Annotated in this window: 18 protein-coding genes; 9 read left to right on the top strand and 9 right to left on the bottom strand. The window is 65.0% G+C overall.

Annotation, left to right across the window (positions count from 1 at the left end; genetic code table 11):
* The first annotated feature begins 1 nt into the window (after position 1).
* Entirely contained in the window at positions 2–760 is a 759-nt protein-coding gene (gene otsB, locus QP908_RS04230; RefSeq protein WP_284771742.1) for a trehalose-phosphatase, read from the top strand.
* Here the strand turns inward: otsB and QP908_RS04225 are convergent.
* Positions 732–1,871, bottom strand: coding sequence for a LacI family DNA-binding transcriptional regulator (locus QP908_RS04225; RefSeq protein ID WP_239268390.1), 1,140 nt, complete (start codon positions 1,869–1,871; stop codon positions 732–734). The genes otsB and QP908_RS04225 overlap by 29 nt on opposite strands.
* A gap of 39 nt (positions 1,872–1,910) precedes the next feature.
* Between QP908_RS04225 and QP908_RS04220 the strand changes: the two genes are divergently transcribed.
* The 5 genes from QP908_RS04220 to QP908_RS04200 all read left to right on the top strand — a co-directional run bounded on the left by QP908_RS04220 (position 1,911) and on the right by QP908_RS04200 (position 6,526).
* Entirely contained in the window at positions 1,911–2,918 is a 1,008-nt protein-coding gene (locus tag QP908_RS04220; RefSeq protein ID WP_502868867.1) for a metal ABC transporter solute-binding protein, Zn/Mn family, read from the top strand.
* Positions 2,918–3,619: a metal ABC transporter ATP-binding protein gene (locus QP908_RS04215; protein ID WP_239268395.1), complete on the top strand. Its 702-nt coding sequence runs from the start codon at positions 2,918–2,920 to the stop codon at positions 3,617–3,619. The genes QP908_RS04220 and QP908_RS04215 overlap by 1 nt, the downstream gene beginning before the upstream one ends.
* A complete protein-coding gene (locus QP908_RS04210) occupies positions 3,612–4,511 on the top strand; it encodes a metal ABC transporter permease (RefSeq protein ID WP_239268397.1) in 900 nt (299 codons plus the stop codon). Before QP908_RS04215 ends, QP908_RS04210 begins: the two co-directional genes overlap by 8 nt.
* A gap of 11 nt (positions 4,512–4,522) precedes the next feature.
* The gene (locus QP908_RS04205; protein ID WP_284771740.1) at positions 4,523–5,353 is read left to right on the top strand and encodes a CE1 family esterase; all 831 of its coding nucleotides are present in this window, start codon (positions 4,523–4,525) and stop codon (positions 5,351–5,353) included.
* Positions 5,354–5,422: 69 nt separating this feature from the next.
* Positions 5,423–6,526: an HNH endonuclease signature motif containing protein gene (locus QP908_RS04200; RefSeq protein ID WP_284771739.1), complete on the top strand. Its 1,104-nt coding sequence runs from the start codon at positions 5,423–5,425 to the stop codon at positions 6,524–6,526.
* A gap of 188 nt (positions 6,527–6,714) precedes the next feature.
* Here the strand turns inward: QP908_RS04200 and rlmB are convergent, their stop codons facing one another.
* From rlmB to QP908_RS04175, 5 genes are read right to left on the bottom strand one after another with little or no spacing between them, the layout of a single operon-like run.
* A complete protein-coding gene (gene rlmB / locus QP908_RS04195) occupies positions 6,715–7,665 on the bottom strand; it encodes a 23S rRNA (guanosine(2251)-2'-O)-methyltransferase RlmB (RefSeq protein ID WP_237792359.1) in 951 nt (316 codons plus the stop codon).
* A gap of 60 nt (positions 7,666–7,725) precedes the next feature.
* Complete coding sequence (locus QP908_RS04190) at positions 7,726–9,177, bottom strand: cysteine--tRNA ligase (RefSeq protein ID WP_284771738.1); 1,452 nt, start codon at positions 9,175–9,177, stop codon at positions 7,726–7,728.
* 31 nt (positions 9,178–9,208) lie between these two features.
* Complete coding sequence (ispF, locus tag QP908_RS04185; RefSeq protein ID WP_284771737.1) at positions 9,209–9,697, bottom strand: 2-C-methyl-D-erythritol 2,4-cyclodiphosphate synthase; 489 nt, start codon at positions 9,695–9,697, stop codon at positions 9,209–9,211.
* On the bottom strand, positions 9,690–10,415 hold the full coding sequence (gene ispD, locus QP908_RS04180) for a 2-C-methyl-D-erythritol 4-phosphate cytidylyltransferase (RefSeq protein WP_284771736.1): 726 nt from the start codon (positions 10,413–10,415) through the stop codon (positions 9,690–9,692). The genes ispF and ispD overlap by 8 nt, the downstream gene beginning before the upstream one ends.
* On the bottom strand, positions 10,387–10,971 hold the full coding sequence (locus QP908_RS04175; RefSeq protein ID WP_005279544.1) for a CarD family transcriptional regulator: 585 nt from the start codon (positions 10,969–10,971) through the stop codon (positions 10,387–10,389). The genes ispD and QP908_RS04175 overlap by 29 nt, the downstream gene beginning before the upstream one ends.
* Before the next feature lie 192 nt (positions 10,972–11,163).
* Between QP908_RS04175 and QP908_RS04170 the strand changes: the two genes are divergently transcribed.
* Together QP908_RS04170 and radA are read left to right on the top strand one after the other, a co-directional pair.
* Positions 11,164–11,763, top strand: a complete 600-nt coding sequence (locus tag QP908_RS04170) for a hypothetical protein (RefSeq protein WP_284771735.1) — start codon at positions 11,164–11,166, stop codon at positions 11,761–11,763.
* An 80-nt stretch (positions 11,764–11,843) separates the two neighbouring features.
* Complete coding sequence (gene radA / locus QP908_RS04165; RefSeq protein WP_284771734.1) at positions 11,844–13,208, top strand: DNA repair protein RadA; 1,365 nt, start codon at positions 11,844–11,846, stop codon at positions 13,206–13,208.
* Between the two features lie 151 nt (positions 13,209–13,359).
* Here the strand turns inward: radA and QP908_RS04160 are convergent, their stop codons facing one another.
* Both QP908_RS04160 and QP908_RS04155 read right to left on the bottom strand, forming a co-directional pair.
* Positions 13,360–14,070, bottom strand: coding sequence for a hypothetical protein (locus tag QP908_RS04160; RefSeq protein WP_284771733.1), 711 nt, complete (start codon positions 14,068–14,070; stop codon positions 13,360–13,362).
* Positions 14,071–14,080: 10 nt separating this feature from the next.
* A complete protein-coding gene (locus QP908_RS04155) occupies positions 14,081–14,740 on the bottom strand; it encodes a carbonic anhydrase (RefSeq protein ID WP_284771732.1) in 660 nt (219 codons plus the stop codon).
* Between the two features lie 35 nt (positions 14,741–14,775).
* On the opposite strand from QP908_RS04155, the gene QP908_RS04150 reads away from it, so the two are divergent.
* Entirely contained in the window at positions 14,776–15,630 is an 855-nt protein-coding gene (locus tag QP908_RS04150) for an HhH-GPD family protein (RefSeq protein ID WP_284771731.1), read from the top strand.
* Between the two features lie 40 nt (positions 15,631–15,670).
* Here the strand turns inward: QP908_RS04150 and QP908_RS04145 are convergent, their stop codons facing one another.
* The gene (locus tag QP908_RS04145) at positions 15,671–15,841 is read right to left on the bottom strand and encodes a DUF4236 domain-containing protein (RefSeq protein WP_081443674.1); all 171 of its coding nucleotides are present in this window, start codon (positions 15,839–15,841) and stop codon (positions 15,671–15,673) included.
* Positions 15,842–15,870: the final 29 nt, after the last annotated feature.

The following is a 15,870-nucleotide window of genomic DNA, read 5'->3' as shown; positions in this document are numbered from 1 at the left end:
TATGACGCTTTCTACCACCATTAAGGCCCTGGCCGCGGCAGAAGAGCTCGCCGTGGTCTCTGATTTTGACGGCACGCTGTCCCCGTTTGCCACCGCCATTTATGACGTGGAAATCAACGCTGATGCCGCCCGCGCCCTCGACCACTTGGCCCACCTGCCGCGCACCACGGCCGCGGTGCTGTCCGGGCGCCACCTCGAGGGCCTCCAGCGGGTGTGCCCCCTGCGCGAGCCCGTCCTCTTCGGCGGCTCCCACGGCGCCGAATCCTCCTGGCAGCAGACCGAACTCACCCCCGCCATGCACGAGCACCTTGCGCGCAAGGAGGAAGAAATCCGCGGCATCGTAGACCGCTTCCCCGGCGCAGAGCTGGAGGTCAAGCCCTTCCAGCGCGTGCTGCACCTGCGCTCGCTCGAGCTGGGCAACCCGGAGCAGGCCGCGGCCGCCTATGAGGCGGGTCTGGCGCTAGATACCGCCGGTTTCCCGCGCACCGCCGGCAAGTCCGTGATCGAGTTTTCTGCCACCACCGCCACCAAGGGCACGTGGCTGGAGGCCCTTCGCGAGCGCACCGGCGCCACCGCCATGGTCTTCTTGGGCGATGACGTCACCGATGAGCACGGCTTCCGCGCCCTCCACCAGCCGCCAGACGTGGGCGTCAAGGTGGGCGAGGGCGACTCCATCGCCGCCGTGCAGCTTGCCGATGTCGACGCCGTCGCCCACTTCCTCACCGAGCTGGCTACCGCCCGCGCGGCCGCGGTGCAATAACCGACTTACCCGGCGCGAACCGCGTCTGCAACACCCGCCGCGGCACCTCCTCCGCTTCTTCGGCGCCGACCTTCGCGCTGCCTGCACCGGCAGAATCACTTGTCGCGCTAGCGATGAGCTTTTCCAGCATGTGGCCGGCCGCGGCGCCCTTCGCCTTATTGGGCTGGATAACGGTAGCCAGGTCGAGGCGCTGCGCCGCATCGATGCCGTCAAAGCCGGTCACGGATAAATCTTCTGGCACGCTCAGCCCGCGCTCGCGGGCATAGGCCAGCACGCCGAGCGCCATGGAGTCGGTCGTGCACAGCACGGCCGTAAGCTCCGGGTGCGCCTCGAGCAGGAGCTCGGCGGCGGCGCGGGTGGTGTGGGCATCGTTAATGTGCTGCGTGACCACGGGCACGGACTCGGGCGCGATGCCCGCCTCGGCGAAGACGTCGAGCGCGCCCATCACCCGCGAGCGCTGCACGTGCATCTCCGCATCCTGGACTTCCTGCCAGGAAATCGGGCCGTCGTGGCGCTGCAGGCGCAGGCGGATGGCGAGGATGCCGATGTGGCGATGCCCGGCATCGATAAGCGCACGCGCCGCCGGGGCAATCGCCGCGCGATCATCAATGCCCACGAACGGCAGCCCCGCATCGGTGGGCTGATCGCAGACCACCAGCGGCAGGCCCCGGCCCCGCGCGGCCGCGAGGTAGGCATCGCCCGCGGCGACCGAATAGACCACGAAGCCATCGACCGCGGCCGAACCCACCAGGCTGGTCGCCTCCGCCTCGCCTTCTGGGCCGGCGGGAATCAGCGTCAGCGTAGTCTGAGCGCCTGCCGATGCCTCCGCCATGCCCGCCAAGAAATCCACCGACGCCATGTCTTCGAAGGCATAGGACAGGTGCTCGGTCAGCAGCACTCCCACCGACCCGGCGCGGCGGGTACGCAGGCTGCGCGCCGTGGGATCGGGCCCCGGGTAACCGCGCGCCTTGGCCGCCGCCAAAATGCGCTGCCTCGTCGCCGAGGAGAGCTGGTCAGGGCGGCTATAGGCATTGGATACGGTTGTGCGCGAAACGCCCAACTCCGCGGCGAGGGAGGCCAATGTCTTCCGGGTGGGGCTGCGTTTAACCATGCCTGTTACCTTACCCTGCACCCCACCGCCCGATTTTCAGTGCATGTTCAATTGACAACGATTGCCAGCAAACGCACACTGGAGGGTATGCACACGTCATTACGCGCAACAACAGCCCTACTCGCAGCAAGTGGCCTCCTATTTACCGCCGCATGCTCTACAGATTCTGATTCCGACTCCGGCGACTCCGGTGATAAGAAGATTTCCATCGTCGCCTCTACCTCCATCTGGGCCGATGTTGCCCAGGCCGTGGCCGATACCGCCTCCGGCATCGACATCGAGGTCGAGCCCATCGTGGAGGGCAATGACACCGACCCCCACCACTTCGAGCCCACCGCGGCCGATGTAGCCAAGGCCAACGACGCCGACATGCTCGTGGTCAACGGCGGCGGCTACGACGCCTGGATCTACCAGGCCGTCTCCGATCAGGACAACATCATTTCCGCCCTGCCGCTGACGGACCACGGCAAGCTGGACGAGGACCCCGATGTCATGACCATCGATGCCGCGAAGGCCACCGCCAAGGATGACCCGGACAAGGTCACTAATATCGAGGGCAACGAGCACATCTGGTACGACCCCGCCGCCCTGGAGGAGGTCGCCGGATCCATCGCGGACCAGATCAACGAGAAGTACTCCGACGCCGGTGCCACCACCGAGAAGATCGACTCCCACGTGGACCAGCTGCGCGATAAGCTCAAGGAGCTTCCCGATGGCCTGAATTACGCCCAAACCGAGCCCATCGCCGATTACCTCATGAAGTACACCGACGGCAAGGACGTCACCCCCGAGGGCTACCGCAAGGCCACCATCTCCGAGGGCGAGCCCGCTACTGCCGATGTCGCCGCCTTCATCAAGGCCATCGACGATGGCGAGGTCGATCTCCTCATCTTCAACCCCCAGACCGAAACCGATACCGCCGGCCGCATCAAGTCCGCCGCAGAGGACAACGACGTCGATATCGTAGAAATCGGCGAAACCCCGCCGGATGGCAAGAAGTTCTGGGAATACTACGACGAAGTCACCAGCAAGCTGGGGAAGCACTAGTGCTCGTTGAATTCCATGAGGCCGCAGTAGACCCACTGTGGTCGCAGCTTAACCTCGCCGTGGACCGCGGCGAGTTTATCGCCGTTTTAGGCCCCAATGGTGTGGGCAAGTCCACCCTGCTGGGCACCATCCTCGGCACCCGCACGCTCACCAGCGGCCGCGTCGATGTCAACTGCCGGGTCGGGTTCATCCCCCAGCAGCGCATGTTCCCCGCTGACCTTCCCCTGCGCGCCCGCGACTTGGTTTCGCTCTCCGTGGCGCACGGGGTATTTCGGCACCGGCACCCACCCCGTGGACGGGTGGACGAGCTTTTGGAAGAGGTGGGGGCCACGGGGCTGCGGGACCGGCGCGTCGGCCAGCTATCCGGCGGCCAGCAGCAGCTCATCCGCCAGGCCCAAGCCCTGGCCAATGACCCAGACCTCATTCTTGCCGATGAGCCCCTGCTCTCTCTCGACCCCGCCCGGCAAAACGCCACGGTCAACAAGCTGGACTCGCTGCGCCGCGAGCGCGGGACGTCCATCGTCTTTGTCACCCACGGCATCAACCCCGTGCTCGGGGTGACGGATAAGGTCCTCTACATCGCGCCCAATGGCCACACCTTCGGCCCAGTCGATGAGGTCATGCGCTCCGAGGTGCTTTCAGAGCTGTACGGTTCCAAGGTCAATGTCTTAAACGTCGACGGGAGGCTCATCGTTGTCTAATTACTGGGAAGATACCCAATACCTGCTCAGCGTGGACTTCGTGCAGTCCTCGCTCATCGCCTCCGCGCTGCTGGGCATCTTGTCTGGCGTGATGACCTCGCTCATCGTGCTGCGCCAGATGTCCTTTTCCGTCCACGCCACCTCTGAGCTGGCGCTCATGGGCGCCTCCGCGGCGCTGCTCTTCGGCCTCAACCTGGGCTTCGGTGCGGTCGCCGGCGCCATCGTCGCCGCCATCATCCTGGCCATGCTGGGCTTTAAGGGCCAACAAGACAGCGCCATCGGCGTGGTCATGAGCTTTGGCCTGGGCCTCTCGGTGCTGTTTTTACACCTCTACCCCGGCAATTCCAATACGGCGATGACGCTTCTGACCGGCCAAATCGTCGGCGTATCCTCCGCCTCGGTATGGCTGCTAGCCGCCACCACGGTCATCATCGTCGCCGCCGTCGGCTTCCTCTGGCGGCCCATGCTCTTTGCCTCCGCCGATCCTGATATGGCCCGCGCCGCCGGCGTGCCCACCCGCGCCATCTCCGTCGCCTTCGCCGTCCTCGTCGGCCTCGCCGCAGCGCAGTCGGTGCAAATCGTCGGCTCGCTGCTCGTCATGGCGCTGCTTATCACCCCCGGCGCGGCGGCGGTACAGATCACCTCCTCGCCCCTGCGCGCGGTGCTGTGGTCCACCATCTTCGCCGAGGTCTCCGCCGTGGGCGGTTTCATCCTCTCCCTCGCCCCAGGCCTGCCGGTTTCCGTCTTCGTGACCACCATTTCCTTTGTGATCTACCTGGTGTGCCGGTTCATCGGCTGGCGGCAGGGCAAGCGCGCCATCCGCGATGAGGTAGCGGCCAAGCATTTCCACGCCGATAACCGCACCGCCGCAGAGGCCCACCACGCCGACTAAACTCGGCGGGCATGCATATTCATCGCCGCACCGCGGATGTGGCTGGCCACACCCGCCGCTTCATCGTCATCGAGCCCGAGAACCTCGGACCCCAGCCGGATCTGCTGCTGTTTTTCCACGGCTCCCACCAGTCCGCCAACGTTATTCGCCGCTTTACCAACGGCACGGTGGACGCGCTTGCCGATGCCACCAATACCCTCATCGTCTACCCCGATGGCATCGACCACCATTTCAACGACACCCGCGCCAACCTGCCGGTCCGCGCCCGCGAGCTCGGGGTGGATGACGTTGCCTTTAGCACCTTCCTCATCGAGACCATGCAGCGCGAGTACTCCACCGCGCGCACCTTCGCCGCCGGCTATTCCAATGGCGGGCAAATGGTGCTGCGCCTGCTTTACGATGCCCCCTTTACCCTCACCGGCGCCTGCGTCTTCGCCTCCACGCTGGGCGAGGGCTCCAATCACGCCCCCACCCACCCCGATGGCTACCGGCCTACCCCGCTGCTGTTTATCCACGGCACCGAAGATCCGATTGCGCCCTATGCTGGCGGGCTTGCCGCCATCGATGGGCAGCAAACCCGCGGGTGCGTGATTTCTGCCCCCGCCACCGCGGAACACTTCGCACTCGCCAATGGCTGCCGCCCGCCCCGCGAAACCCAGCCCATCCCCGGGATAACCTCCATCTACTACGACGGCGACTACCCCGTGGAACTGTGGACCATGGAGGGCCTCGGGCACGTCATTCCCTCTAGCAAAGAAACGCCGGCGAGCATAGGGCCAAATACGGATTCCTTCAATGCTGTGGATAAAGTCCGCGATTTCTTCGGCTTAGGTGACGCTTAAGGGTAGTTGTCCACAGGGAGGTGGGGCATCGGCAAGCGCGGGCTTGCGGGGCCCTTTAGTCTCTGGGTCATGAACGCGCTGCAGACATTTCTCAAGGGCCTGGCACCCGGCATGGATATCATCGCCGACTGCCACGGCCTCTCGCTGCGCGCGCTGATTGCGGCCGGGTGCCCCGATACCACCGCCACCCGCTTGCTCACGCTTGCCGATACCTACTTCGGCACCACCGCCTTCCGCCGCCAGCAGCGCGACTCCATCGCCGCCAGCCGCGCCAACGGGCACAGCCTGACGGCCCTGCTCACCATCGAGCGCCACGCCGCCAAGCTGAAGAAAAAGCGCGATGCTTGGGCGCTGCGGCGCGAATTGTGTGGGATGAAGGGGAAAGTCTCGGATATTGATAAGCGGGGCCGCGCCCGCGTCAAGGAGCTCAAAGGCCCCGTGAAGCGCCAGCCCGGCGTGAAGATTTATCGCCGCGCCGACGGACCGTGGACCATGTCCATTACCGGCCCGTCCGCCGATATCGCCGATATGCACGCCGCGATTGATAAAGATGCCCCGCTTGCTTCCGTGCAGAATATCTTCCACGGCGAGGCCGCCGCCCGCCCCAGCGTGACAACCAATGTCGTGCTTCGCCTCGACGAGCTCGATCGCATCGTCGATTTCGGCTCCGGTTCCTCCCCTGCCGGTTCCGGCTCCACCGCTGGTTCACACTCCAACGTCAGCGCTGGCTCTGGCCCAGGCTCTACCCGTAGCGCTGACTCCCAGGGCGATGTCGTGGTCCAGCTGACCAATGGCGCCACGATGACCGGCGCCGAGCTGGTGCGACGGGCGTTTACCGAGCACGGATACGTCACGCTCATCCACCCAGTGGAAGGTCCGGTCAACCTCTACCGCACCTCGCGCTTTGCTTCTGCAAAGCAACGCCTGATGGCGGCGGCCGAAAACCCGGTCTGCCCGTGGCCGGAGTGTCGTTATCCCGCCGATGAATGCCAGGTTCACCACCTCAATGCCTGGAAAAATGGCGGCGAGACTAACCCGCGGAACTTAACCATCGCCTGTCCGTACCACAATGGCGTGAACGACGATGATCCCAACGCCCCGCCCCTGCGCGGGCACTTAGCCCGGGTCAACGGAACCATCCGGTGGCTGCCACCCTGGGCAGATAATGGTTAATTGTTGCGGGCCACAACGATTCGCACCCAGAACGTTGTGTCGCCTCAAAGGGCCCAACGCGCCTTTGACGCTAGCTGCGCCGATAACCGCACCGGCGGCTGGGGAGGCGGTTCTGCGCGCTCGACGTTGCCAGCACCGAACGTGGGTGGCGCTTATCCGTCGCGGCGAGCTGGCGCGGCGGGAACGGGTTATTTTTCGGCGGCGCGGCGTTGGCGCGCGAACTCGGATAGCACCGAGCCCGCGGCGACAGAGGCGTTGAGGGATTCGACCCACCCGGTCATGGGGATGGACATGAGGACATCGCAGGTCTCGCTGACCAAACGCGAAATGCCCTTGCCCTCGGAGCCGATGACGATGACGACGGGATCCGTGCCGCCTTCATAGGTATCCAGCGTGTGATCGCCGCCGGCATCAAGGCCGACGACCTGGTAGCCGTTTTTCTGGAATTCCTTCACTGTGCGGGTGATATTCGTGGCGCGGGCGACCGGCAAACGGGCAGCGGTGCCAGCCGAGGTGCGCCAGGCCACCGCGGTGACAGAAGCCGAACGACGCTCTGGAATGATCACGCCATCGCCGCCGAAAGCGGCCACGGAACGGATGACGGCACCCAGGTTGCGCGGATCGGTGATGTTATCCAGGATGACGAACATGCCGGGGCGCGGGTTCTCGGCGGCGTTGGCGATCAAATCCTCCACCGCGGCGTACTTATATGGCGGGATCTGCAAGCCGATGCCCTGGTGCATGCCATTTCCCGTCATGCGGTCCATCTCGTGGCGTTGAACCTCGATGATGGGGATATTGCGGGTATTGCACATGGACACGGCCTCGGAAAGCCGCTTATCGTTGCGCGTTCCGGCGGCGATGTAGAGCGTGGTGGCCGGCACCTTGGCGTGCAGACACTCGATGACCGGGTTGCGGCCCACCACCATCTCTGCGGTTTCTTTCTGGTGGCGGCCAGAGTTGCGGCGCTCGCGCTCCAGCTTCGCCTTGTGCTTGGCGTGGTAAACGCGGTCCTCGGCCTTCGGGGTGGGACCCTTGCCTTCTAGGCCCTTGCGGCGCTGGCCGCCGGAACCTTTGGTAGCGCCCTTCTTATTCGTCTTGCGGATGCCCGCGCCACCGCGGCCATGGGTTCGTGCCATCGTTTCAGTCCTTTCGAGGAAACCGTTCAATAACCAGCGAAAATAACAGCGGAAAGCTGTCTAGCGCTGGGTCAACGACCACGTGGGGCCGTCTGGGGTATCGGTAATGGTGATGCCGGCGGCGGTGAGGCGGTCACGCACGGCATCGGCAGTAGCGAAGTCTTTTTCCGCGCGGGCCTGCGTGCGCCGTTCCAGTTCTGCCTGGACCAGCGCATCGAGCGCCGCGTCTGCTCCGCTAGCTTCGCCTCCATCTTCCCACTCCAGCGGGTCAAATCCAAGTACGTGCGCCATCCCGCGCACCTGAGCGGCCTTCGCGCGGGCGGCGTCCTCGTCCCCGGCGGCCAGGTCCTTATTGCCCGCGCGCACGGTGGTGTGAATGGCGGCCAAAGCCTTCGGCACGGCGATATCATCGTTCATGGCGTCCTCAAAGTCCGGCGTCCAGTCGCCGCGTTCGACACCTGCAAAGCGCTTGACGAAGCCCTCAATACGCCGGTAGCCCGCCGCCGCCTCCGTCAGGGCGGATTCGGAGTATTCCAATACGGAGCGGTAATGCGCAGAACCCAGGTAGTAGCGCAGCTCTACCGGGCGCACGAGCTCCAGCATGTTGGAGATGGAAAGCACATTGCCGAGCGATTTCGACATCTTCTCGCCGGCCATGGTGACCCAGTGGTTGTGCATCCAGTAATTGGCGAACTTATCACCGGCCGCGTGCGATTGCGCGATCTCGTTTTCGTGGTGCGGGAATTGCAGGTCCAAGCCGCCGCAGTGGATATCGAAATTGGAGCCCAGGTAGTACGTCGACATGGCGGAGCACTCGAGGTGCCAGCCCGGGCGGCCGCGGCCCCACGGGGTGGGCCAACTCGGCTCGCCCGGCTTGGCGGCCTTCCACAGGGCGAAGTCGAGCGGGCTGCGCTTGCCCGCGTTGTCTGATTCGCCCTGTTCCATCTCCTCGACGCGGTTGCCGGACAGCGCGCCGTAGTCGGATCCCTCCGCCTTGGTCCAGGCCTCGACATCAAAGTACACGGAACCAGCCGTGTCAGCTGCGGTGCCAACCGCTTCATCCGCCGTGGCTTCGGTGCCCTGGGCGGGCGCGGGGACGGGGTAGGCAAAGCCGGCATCGATAAGCCGCTGCATGTACTCGACCATCTGGGTAACAAAGCCCGTCGCGCGCGGCTCCACGGACGGCGGGAGCACGCCGAGCAGGTTATAGGCCTTGGTAAACTCGCGCTCGTAGGTGGACACCCACTCCCACCAGGGGCGATTGTTCTCGGCGGCCTTGGTGAGGATCTTGTCATCGATATCGGTGACATTGCGCACGAGCGCGACGTCATAGCCTTGCGCGAGCAGCCAGCGGCGCAGGATATCGAAAGCCACGCCGGAGCGCAGGTGGCCGATATGCGGCTGCGCCTGCGGGGTGGCGCCACACAAGTAGATGGAGGCGTGGCCGGGGCGAATCGGCTCGAAGTCGCGTTGGCTGCGGGTGGCTGTGTCAAAAATGCGCAAAGTACTCACGCCACCCAGTCTAAATCACCCGTGCGCGGGGTTAGTGTTGGCGCCGCCAGACAACGGCCGTTGCCACCGCCGCGCGGCCCTCTTTGCGGCCGGTAAAGCCCAAATGGTCGGTCGTCGTGGCGGAAATGGACACGTCGGCACCGAGGATTTCCGAAAGCACGGCCTCGGCCTCCTCGCGGCGCGGGCCCATCTTGGGTGTCTGGCCAATGAGCTGGGCGGCGGCGTTGCCGATGATAAAACCTTCCGCTTCCAGCAGCTCGCGGCACTCGAGCAGGAGCTGGGCGCCGGACACGCCATCGTATTCGGGGCGGCCCACCCCCACGAAGGAGCCGAGATCGCCGAGGTGGGAGGCGGAGAGGAGGGCATCGACAAGCGCGTGGGCTACGACGTCGCCGTCGGAGTGGCCTTCGCAGCCGGGGGCGCCATCGAAAAGCAGCCCGGCAATCCAGCAGGGCTTGCCGGCTTCGATCTGGTGGGCGTCGGTCGCGATGCCGACGCGGGGGATGATGGGCTCAGTCATGCTGCTCCTCTGCAAGGGCGCGGGCCAGGGTCAGGTCCGTGGGGGTGGTGATTTTGAAGGCGAGGATATCGCCGGACACGGTCTCCACGCGCTGGCCGTGCCATTCCATGAGGCTGGCATCGTCCGTGGCGGTGAAATCCGGCTGCTTGCGCCAATAATCCAGGTTGGCCTGGCGCAGCGCGGCGAGGCGGAAACCCTGCGGGGTCTGCACAGCGCGCAAGCGGGCGCGATCGGGGGTGCCCACCACAGCGTTACCGGCGACTTCCTTGATGGTATCGGTCACGGGAACCACCGGAATGACGGCGGGCGCGCCCGCAAGAACGCGCCGCGCCACGCGCTCGACCATTGCGGTGGGCGTGAGCGCGCGGGCGGCATCGTGAATGAGCACCACGGCATCCTCGTCCGGAATGGCCTGCAGCCCGGCCCAAATGGAATCGGCGCGCTCGCCGCGCCCATGCACCAGGCGCACCGGGATATCTGCGCCCACGCGCTTGACGATGCCCTCAGCTTCCCCCTCCATAGCCGGGCTCACCACCGCGATGACCTCGTCCACGAGGCCGGAGTTGGCCATGGTGCGCACGGACCGCTCCAAAAGGGTGCGGCCGCGCAGATCGACGTAGGCCTTGGGCACCTCGGCGCCGAGGCGGGTGCCTTGCCCGGCCGCGGCGATTAAGGCGATAACGCGGGGTTTAGTCTTCGTCGTCGAAGGAGAGGTCATCGAGATCGATGTCGTTGTCGATATCGGTGGTGATGGACTGGTCATCGACTAGACCTGCGGCGCGGTGGCGCTCGATGGTGGCGTCGATTTCTTCCATCATGGTATCGGCCTTTTTATCATCGACCGGCTGCGCCAGCGCCAGCTCGCCCACCAAGATGGTGCGGGCTTTGCCCAGCATGCGCTTCTCGCCGGCGGATAGGCCGCGGTCCTGATCGCGGCGCCACAGATCGCGCACTACCTCTGCGACCTTGTTGATATCGCCGGAGGCCAGGCGCTCCTGGTTGGCCTTGTAGCGGCGGGACCAATTGCCGGCCTCTTCCACGTCTTCATCGCGCAGCACGGAAAAGACCTTTTCCAGGCCCTCCTTGCCCACGACATCGCGCACGCCGACGTTATCCGCATTCTTCTTGGGCACGCGGACGACGAGATCGGATTGGTTAATGTGCAGCACGAGGTATTCCAGCTCTTCGCCGCCCATTTCGCGGGTTTCGATATCCTCGATGACCGCCGCGCCGTGGTGCGGGTAGACGACGACCTCGCCGACCTTATATTCCATTGCCACTCCTTATAATCCCGTGAATATGCCGATAACTAAGGCCGCCATTTTATCACGCGCGGCACGCCTACCACCGGATGCCCCCGATTACCCCCACGGACTACCCGCTAGGTTAGCGAGAAACTGTGTACTTTATATCGAAAGGGACTAAGCTAAAGATTTGATAAGCCCTGAGATCGCAATTGATGGAGGATGCTCAACGTGCAGTCCCTGAAGTCCGCCGCCCGCCGCGGTGCCATTATTTCCGTTACCGCCGTCTCCGCTTTGGCGCTGGCTTCTTGCTCGGCAGGCCACATCGCCCAGACCGCAGAGAAGGTAGCTGCGGTTGATGGCGCTTCTGCCAGCACCGATGACGATAAGATTGCCGTCCGCGATGTCACCATCCTGACAGAGCCTGACGGTGGCGCCGCGTTGAAGTTCAACGCCGTCAACCAGGGCTATGAAACCGATGTCATCACCTTGAAGTCCGTGAAGGTGGACGGCCAGACCGTCGAGATGAAGCAGACCCAGCCGCTTAAGCGCGATCACTCCATCGTGGCGGACTCCCAGAAGAACCTAGACGCAACCCCGGATCACGATTCCGAGACCGTGCAGTACGTGGCCACCCACCTGGATAACGATGACTTTGGATACGCTGGCCACCGCCCGGTTACCTTCGAGTTCTCCAACGGCACCATCGAGATCGACGCCACCGTCGCCGCCTCCCAGATGGAGTCCGGTAAGTACGACCGCGACGTGGAATCCCCAGAGGGCTACACCACCGACGCGAACACCGGTCACTCGCACCACTAATAGCTCGCCGCATCCGCGCCCTACTCTGCGGAGTACGGGCGCGTTCGTCGTTTTTGCCGCCACGTTCTAGGCTCTACACCATGGCCAAAAAATCTCGCCCCATCCACACCTGCTCCGAATGCGGTTATGTCTCCCCCAAATGGCTCGGGCGCTGCCCGGATTGCGGTTCGTGGGGGACGATGGAGGAAAAGGCGCCGGTGGTGGCGGGGGCATCGGCAAGCGGTGGGCATGCGAGCGTGGCGCCTGCGAACCCGGTGCAGCCCATCACGCAGGTGGGCGCGCAGGCGACGAAGACGGTGGGCACGGGCATCGGCGAGCTCGACCGCGTGCTAGGCTCCGGCATCGTGCCAGGCTCGGTGGTGCTCATGGCCGGCGAGCCCGGCGTGGGTAAATCCACGCTGCTTCTCGAGGTCGCCTCCCGGTGGGCCCAGCTCGGCCGCACCGTCCTCTACGCCACCGCCGAGGAATCCGCTGGTCAGGTCCGCGCCCGCGCCGAGCGCACCGGGGCACTGCAGGAATCGCTGTACCTCGCGGCCGAATCCAACCTGGACGCCGTCTTTGGGCACGTCGATGCCGTAAAGCCCGGCCTCAGCATCGTGGACTCCGTGCAAACCATGCATGCAGTGGGGGTAGAAGGCGTACCCGGCGGCGTCGCGCAATCGCGCGCCGTGACCGCGGCGCTGACCTCGCTTGCGAAATCCACCGGCATCCCCGTACTGCTGGTGGGGCACGTGACCAAGGACGGAAACGTGGCGGGACCGCGGGTTTTGGAGCATCTTGTCGATGTCGTCTTAAACTTCGAGGGCGACCGCCAGTCCAGCCTGCGCATGCTGCGCGGGATGAAAAATCGCTTCGGCGCGACCGATGAAGTGGGCTGTTTCGAGCAAACCGCCGGGGGTATTAGGGAGGTCGCGGACCCGTCGGGGCTCTTCCTTTCCCACCGGGGCACGACGCCGGATGGCTCCGCGGTAACCGTCGCCATGGACGGTGTGCGGCCCATCCTCGCCGAGGTCCAAGCGTTGACCGTGGACCCCGTGGCGAAGAACCCGCGGCGCGTGGTCACGGGGCTCGATGCCAACCGCGTGCCCATGGTGCTGGCCGTGTTGCAGGCGCGCGCTGGCCAGCGCACGAACGATAAGGATGCGTATGTGGCCACGGTGGGCGGCATGCGGATTACCGAAACCGCCACCGACCTCGCGGTGGCGCTGGCCACGTGGTCATCGCTGCACGAGCAGCCACTGCCTGCGAAGACCGTGGTCATCGGCGAGGTCGGCCTGGCCGGCGAACTGCGGCCCGTGCCGAATATTGAGCGGCGCCTGCAGGAGGCGGCGCGGCTGGGCTATAAGCGGGCGATTGTTCCGCGCGGGGAAATCAACCCCGTGGACGGCATGCAGGTGCGCCAAGTCGCGACGCTTGGCGAGGCCCTCGCCGCAGTCCAGCTGTAGTTCAACCGTAACCGGTGGCCGGTTCTAGCCCGGCTGGTGACGAGGAGACGGGTGATCCAGCGGCGCGGGCTGCTTCTGCCCGAGTTGGTTCCGCGTGGCCTGCTTCCGCCCGGGCTGCTTCCGCGCGGCCGACTGCAAGGAGGCCGCGCGCTTAGCGAAGGGTGAAGTCCTGCGGCGGGGAGGAATTATCGCCGATGACCGTGTGGGCGAAGTAAGCGCCCGGATCGGCGGTCGGGCGGTCGGTGCACTTGCCCGGCTCGGACGCCTGGCGGGACCATTCGGCCTCGAATTTCAGGTCCTTGCCCGCGGGGAAGGTCTGCTCGCCGGTCTGCACGGAGGCGTAGCAATCGGTATCGGACCACACGCGCTGGTTATCGGCCATCTTGTAGACCTCGAAGCGCAGCGAGTTCTCATCTAGGTCGATCTTGCAATCCGCGGCGGTGGGGTTGGTGACGGTCATGAAGAACTTCGGCAGTTCGCCGTCCGGCACGGAGTAGTTAAGCATGGAGGTGCGCACCTCCAAGTCCTCAAGCGAGCAGGTGTCCTTCGCGGCGTGCACGGATTCCTCGGGTTCCTTGCTTTCCGATGCCCCATCCTTAGCTTCCGACTCCGAGGCAGATTCGGATTCGGACTCGGATTCGCTCGTCGAATCCGCGGACGTGGTGGAGGATTCGCTGGTGGATTCCGAAGATGTGGTCGCCGCCGAAGATTCTGAGGACGCGGCAACGGAATCGTCGCTTTCACCGCCGAAGGCGGCCACCGCCGCCCAGATCAGCACCACGGCCAGGACGATCACGATGATAAGCGCGGCGACCCGGCGGCGCTTATAGATCTCTTCTGGAAGGGGCTTATTCTGGTTCACGCACTCAATTTTAAGTGGTAGACGCGCCAGGATCCGCTAAGCGGGCTCCGCGTGTCAACTCAACGCCGTAAGAGTGCAACGGCTCCACGCGCGAATCCTCGAGAAGGTAGCGGGCGCCGACGATGCCGAAGGAGCCATCGTCAAGCTGCTTGCGCACGTTGGGAATGCTGGCCACGACCTGGGTGACGGTTTGGAGGGTGTGTTGGCGCTCGACATCGGCAAGCGTAGCGTCAGGGCCCGCAGTCCAGGCGGACGTCGCGACTTTCTCGATGATGGGGCGCTGCAGGCCGATGGGCAGCTCGCCGCCGCGGACAAAATCCACCGCGGCCGCCACCGCACCGCAGGACTGGTGGCCCAGGACCACCAGCAGGTTGGGGTGCAGGTGGTCGAGCGCATAATCCAAGGAAGCCAGCACGGAGGCGTCGAGGATGTGGCCGGCGGTGCGGATGACGAAGGCATCGCCAAAGCCGATATTGAAGATGTGCTCGATGGGCGCGCGGGAATCCGAGCAAGCCAGGACCACCACGCGGGGATCCTGGCCCTTGGTGAGCCCGTCGCGCTCATAAATCTTGTTGAGATCCATGATGGTGCCGTCGATGACGCGCTGGTTTCCGGCTTGGAGGGCCTCCCAGACGGCCTGCGGCTCGTGGGCAACGTTACTTAATGGCATGAAGTATATTTTAATGCCCTAGACTGTCCTGCGAGATGGATACGCACGCACTTCTTTCCTGGTTTGACGCCAATGAACGCGATTTGCCCTGGCGGCGCCCCGGCACCTCCGCCTGGGGAGTGCTGCTTTCCGAGGTCATGAGCCAGCAGACCCCCGTAGCCCGCGTCGCCCCCGTGTGGGAGGAGTGGATGCGGCGCTGGCCCACCCCCGCGGACTTCGCCCAAGCCTCCCGCGCCGAGGTGCTGCGCGCCTGGGGCAAGCTCGGCTACCCGCGGCGCGCGCTGCGGCTCTGGGAGTGCGCGGGGGTAATGGACGAGGTTCCGTCAGACGTGGATGAGCTGCTGGTGCTGCCTGGAATTGGCGACTACACCGCCCGCGCCGTGGCGTGCTTTCACTTTGGCCAGAACGTGCCGGTGGTCGATACCAACGTGCGCCGCGTCTATGCCCGCGCCGAGGACGGCAATTTCCTCGCCCCGCCGCCCTCCAAGCGCGAGCTCGCTGCGGTGGCAGCGCTGTTGCCCGAGCGCAACGGGCCGCGGTTTTCTGCCGCGCTCATGGAGCTCGGCGCGCTGGTGTGTACTGCGAAAAATCCCGATTGTAAGCGCTGCCCCCTGCGCCCGACGTGTGCCTGGCAGCTCGCCGGGTGCCCCGAGCCTTCCGCCGCGGAACAAACGCGCGCCAAAAAGCGCGTGCAAAAATTTGCCGGGACCGACAGACAGGTGCGCGGCAGAATCCTAGACGTGCTGCGCACCGCCGATCACCCGGTGCCGCAGTCCGCTATCGACGTGGTTTGGCCCGATGCCGCGCAGCGTTCCCGCGCGTTGGCTTCGCTGCTTGACGATGGCCTCGCCGAGCAAAACACCGCCGGCCTCTTCCACCTGCCGGACTAACTGGCCGCCGGGCCTGTCAGCGTTAAAACGCAGCGGCTCGCTAACGCCAGCGTCCGCGGAAGTTCAGCCCGCCCGGGAGGTTTACCCACATGCCGCCGCGGGAGTTAAAGGTCACCGGCCCAATCTTCGTGGACATAGAGGCACCGGATCCGGAAATATTAATCCAGCTATTCTTGCCGGTCTTCTTGCGCGAACGATATTGAAGTCCCATAACCGGTCATTCTAGCAATACCCCCGTGC

Source organism: Corynebacterium sp. MSK204, from assembly GCF_030229885.1.
In the GTDB taxonomy this organism is placed as follows: Bacteria; Actinomycetota; Actinomycetes; order Mycobacteriales; family Mycobacteriaceae; genus Corynebacterium.
This window is presented reverse-complemented; position numbering and strand designations above follow the sequence as displayed.

Excerpts from the sequence above, each read along its gene's own strand:
- QP908_RS04170 (WP_284771735.1), top strand. The coding sequence starts at position 11,164 with ATGCTCAACGTGCAGTCCCTGAAGTCCGCCGCCCGCCGCGGTGCCATT.
- radA (WP_284771734.1), top strand. The coding sequence starts at position 11,844 with ATGGCCAAAAAATCTCGCCCCATCCACACCTGCTCCGAATGCGGTTAT.
- ispF (WP_284771737.1), bottom strand. The coding sequence starts at position 9,697 with ATGACTGAGCCCATCATCCCCCGCGTCGGCATCGCGACCGACGCCCAC.
- QP908_RS04155 (WP_284771732.1), bottom strand. The coding sequence starts at position 14,740 with ATGCCATTAAGTAACGTTGCCCACGAGCCGCAGGCCGTCTGGGAGGCC.
- QP908_RS04175 (WP_005279544.1), bottom strand. The coding sequence starts at position 10,971 with ATGGAATATAAGGTCGGCGAGGTCGTCGTCTACCCGCACCACGGCGCG.
- QP908_RS04205 (WP_284771740.1), top strand. The coding sequence starts at position 4,523 with ATGCATATTCATCGCCGCACCGCGGATGTGGCTGGCCACACCCGCCGC.
- rlmB (WP_237792359.1), bottom strand. The coding sequence starts at position 7,665 with ATGGCACGAACCCATGGCCGCGGTGGCGCGGGCATCCGCAAGACGAAT.
- QP908_RS04225 (WP_239268390.1), bottom strand. The coding sequence starts at position 1,871 with ATGGTTAAACGCAGCCCCACCCGGAAGACATTGGCCTCCCTCGCCGCG.
- QP908_RS04150 (WP_284771731.1), top strand. The coding sequence starts at position 14,776 with ATGGATACGCACGCACTTCTTTCCTGGTTTGACGCCAATGAACGCGAT.
- QP908_RS04145 (WP_081443674.1), bottom strand. The coding sequence starts at position 15,841 with ATGGGACTTCAATATCGTTCGCGCAAGAAGACCGGCAAGAATAGCTGG.
- QP908_RS04200 (WP_284771739.1), top strand. The coding sequence starts at position 5,423 with ATGAACGCGCTGCAGACATTTCTCAAGGGCCTGGCACCCGGCATGGAT.
- ispD (WP_284771736.1), bottom strand. The coding sequence starts at position 10,415 with ATGACCTCTCCTTCGACGACGAAGACTAAACCCCGCGTTATCGCCTTA.
- otsB (WP_284771742.1), top strand. The coding sequence starts at position 2 with ATGACGCTTTCTACCACCATTAAGGCCCTGGCCGCGGCAGAAGAGCTC.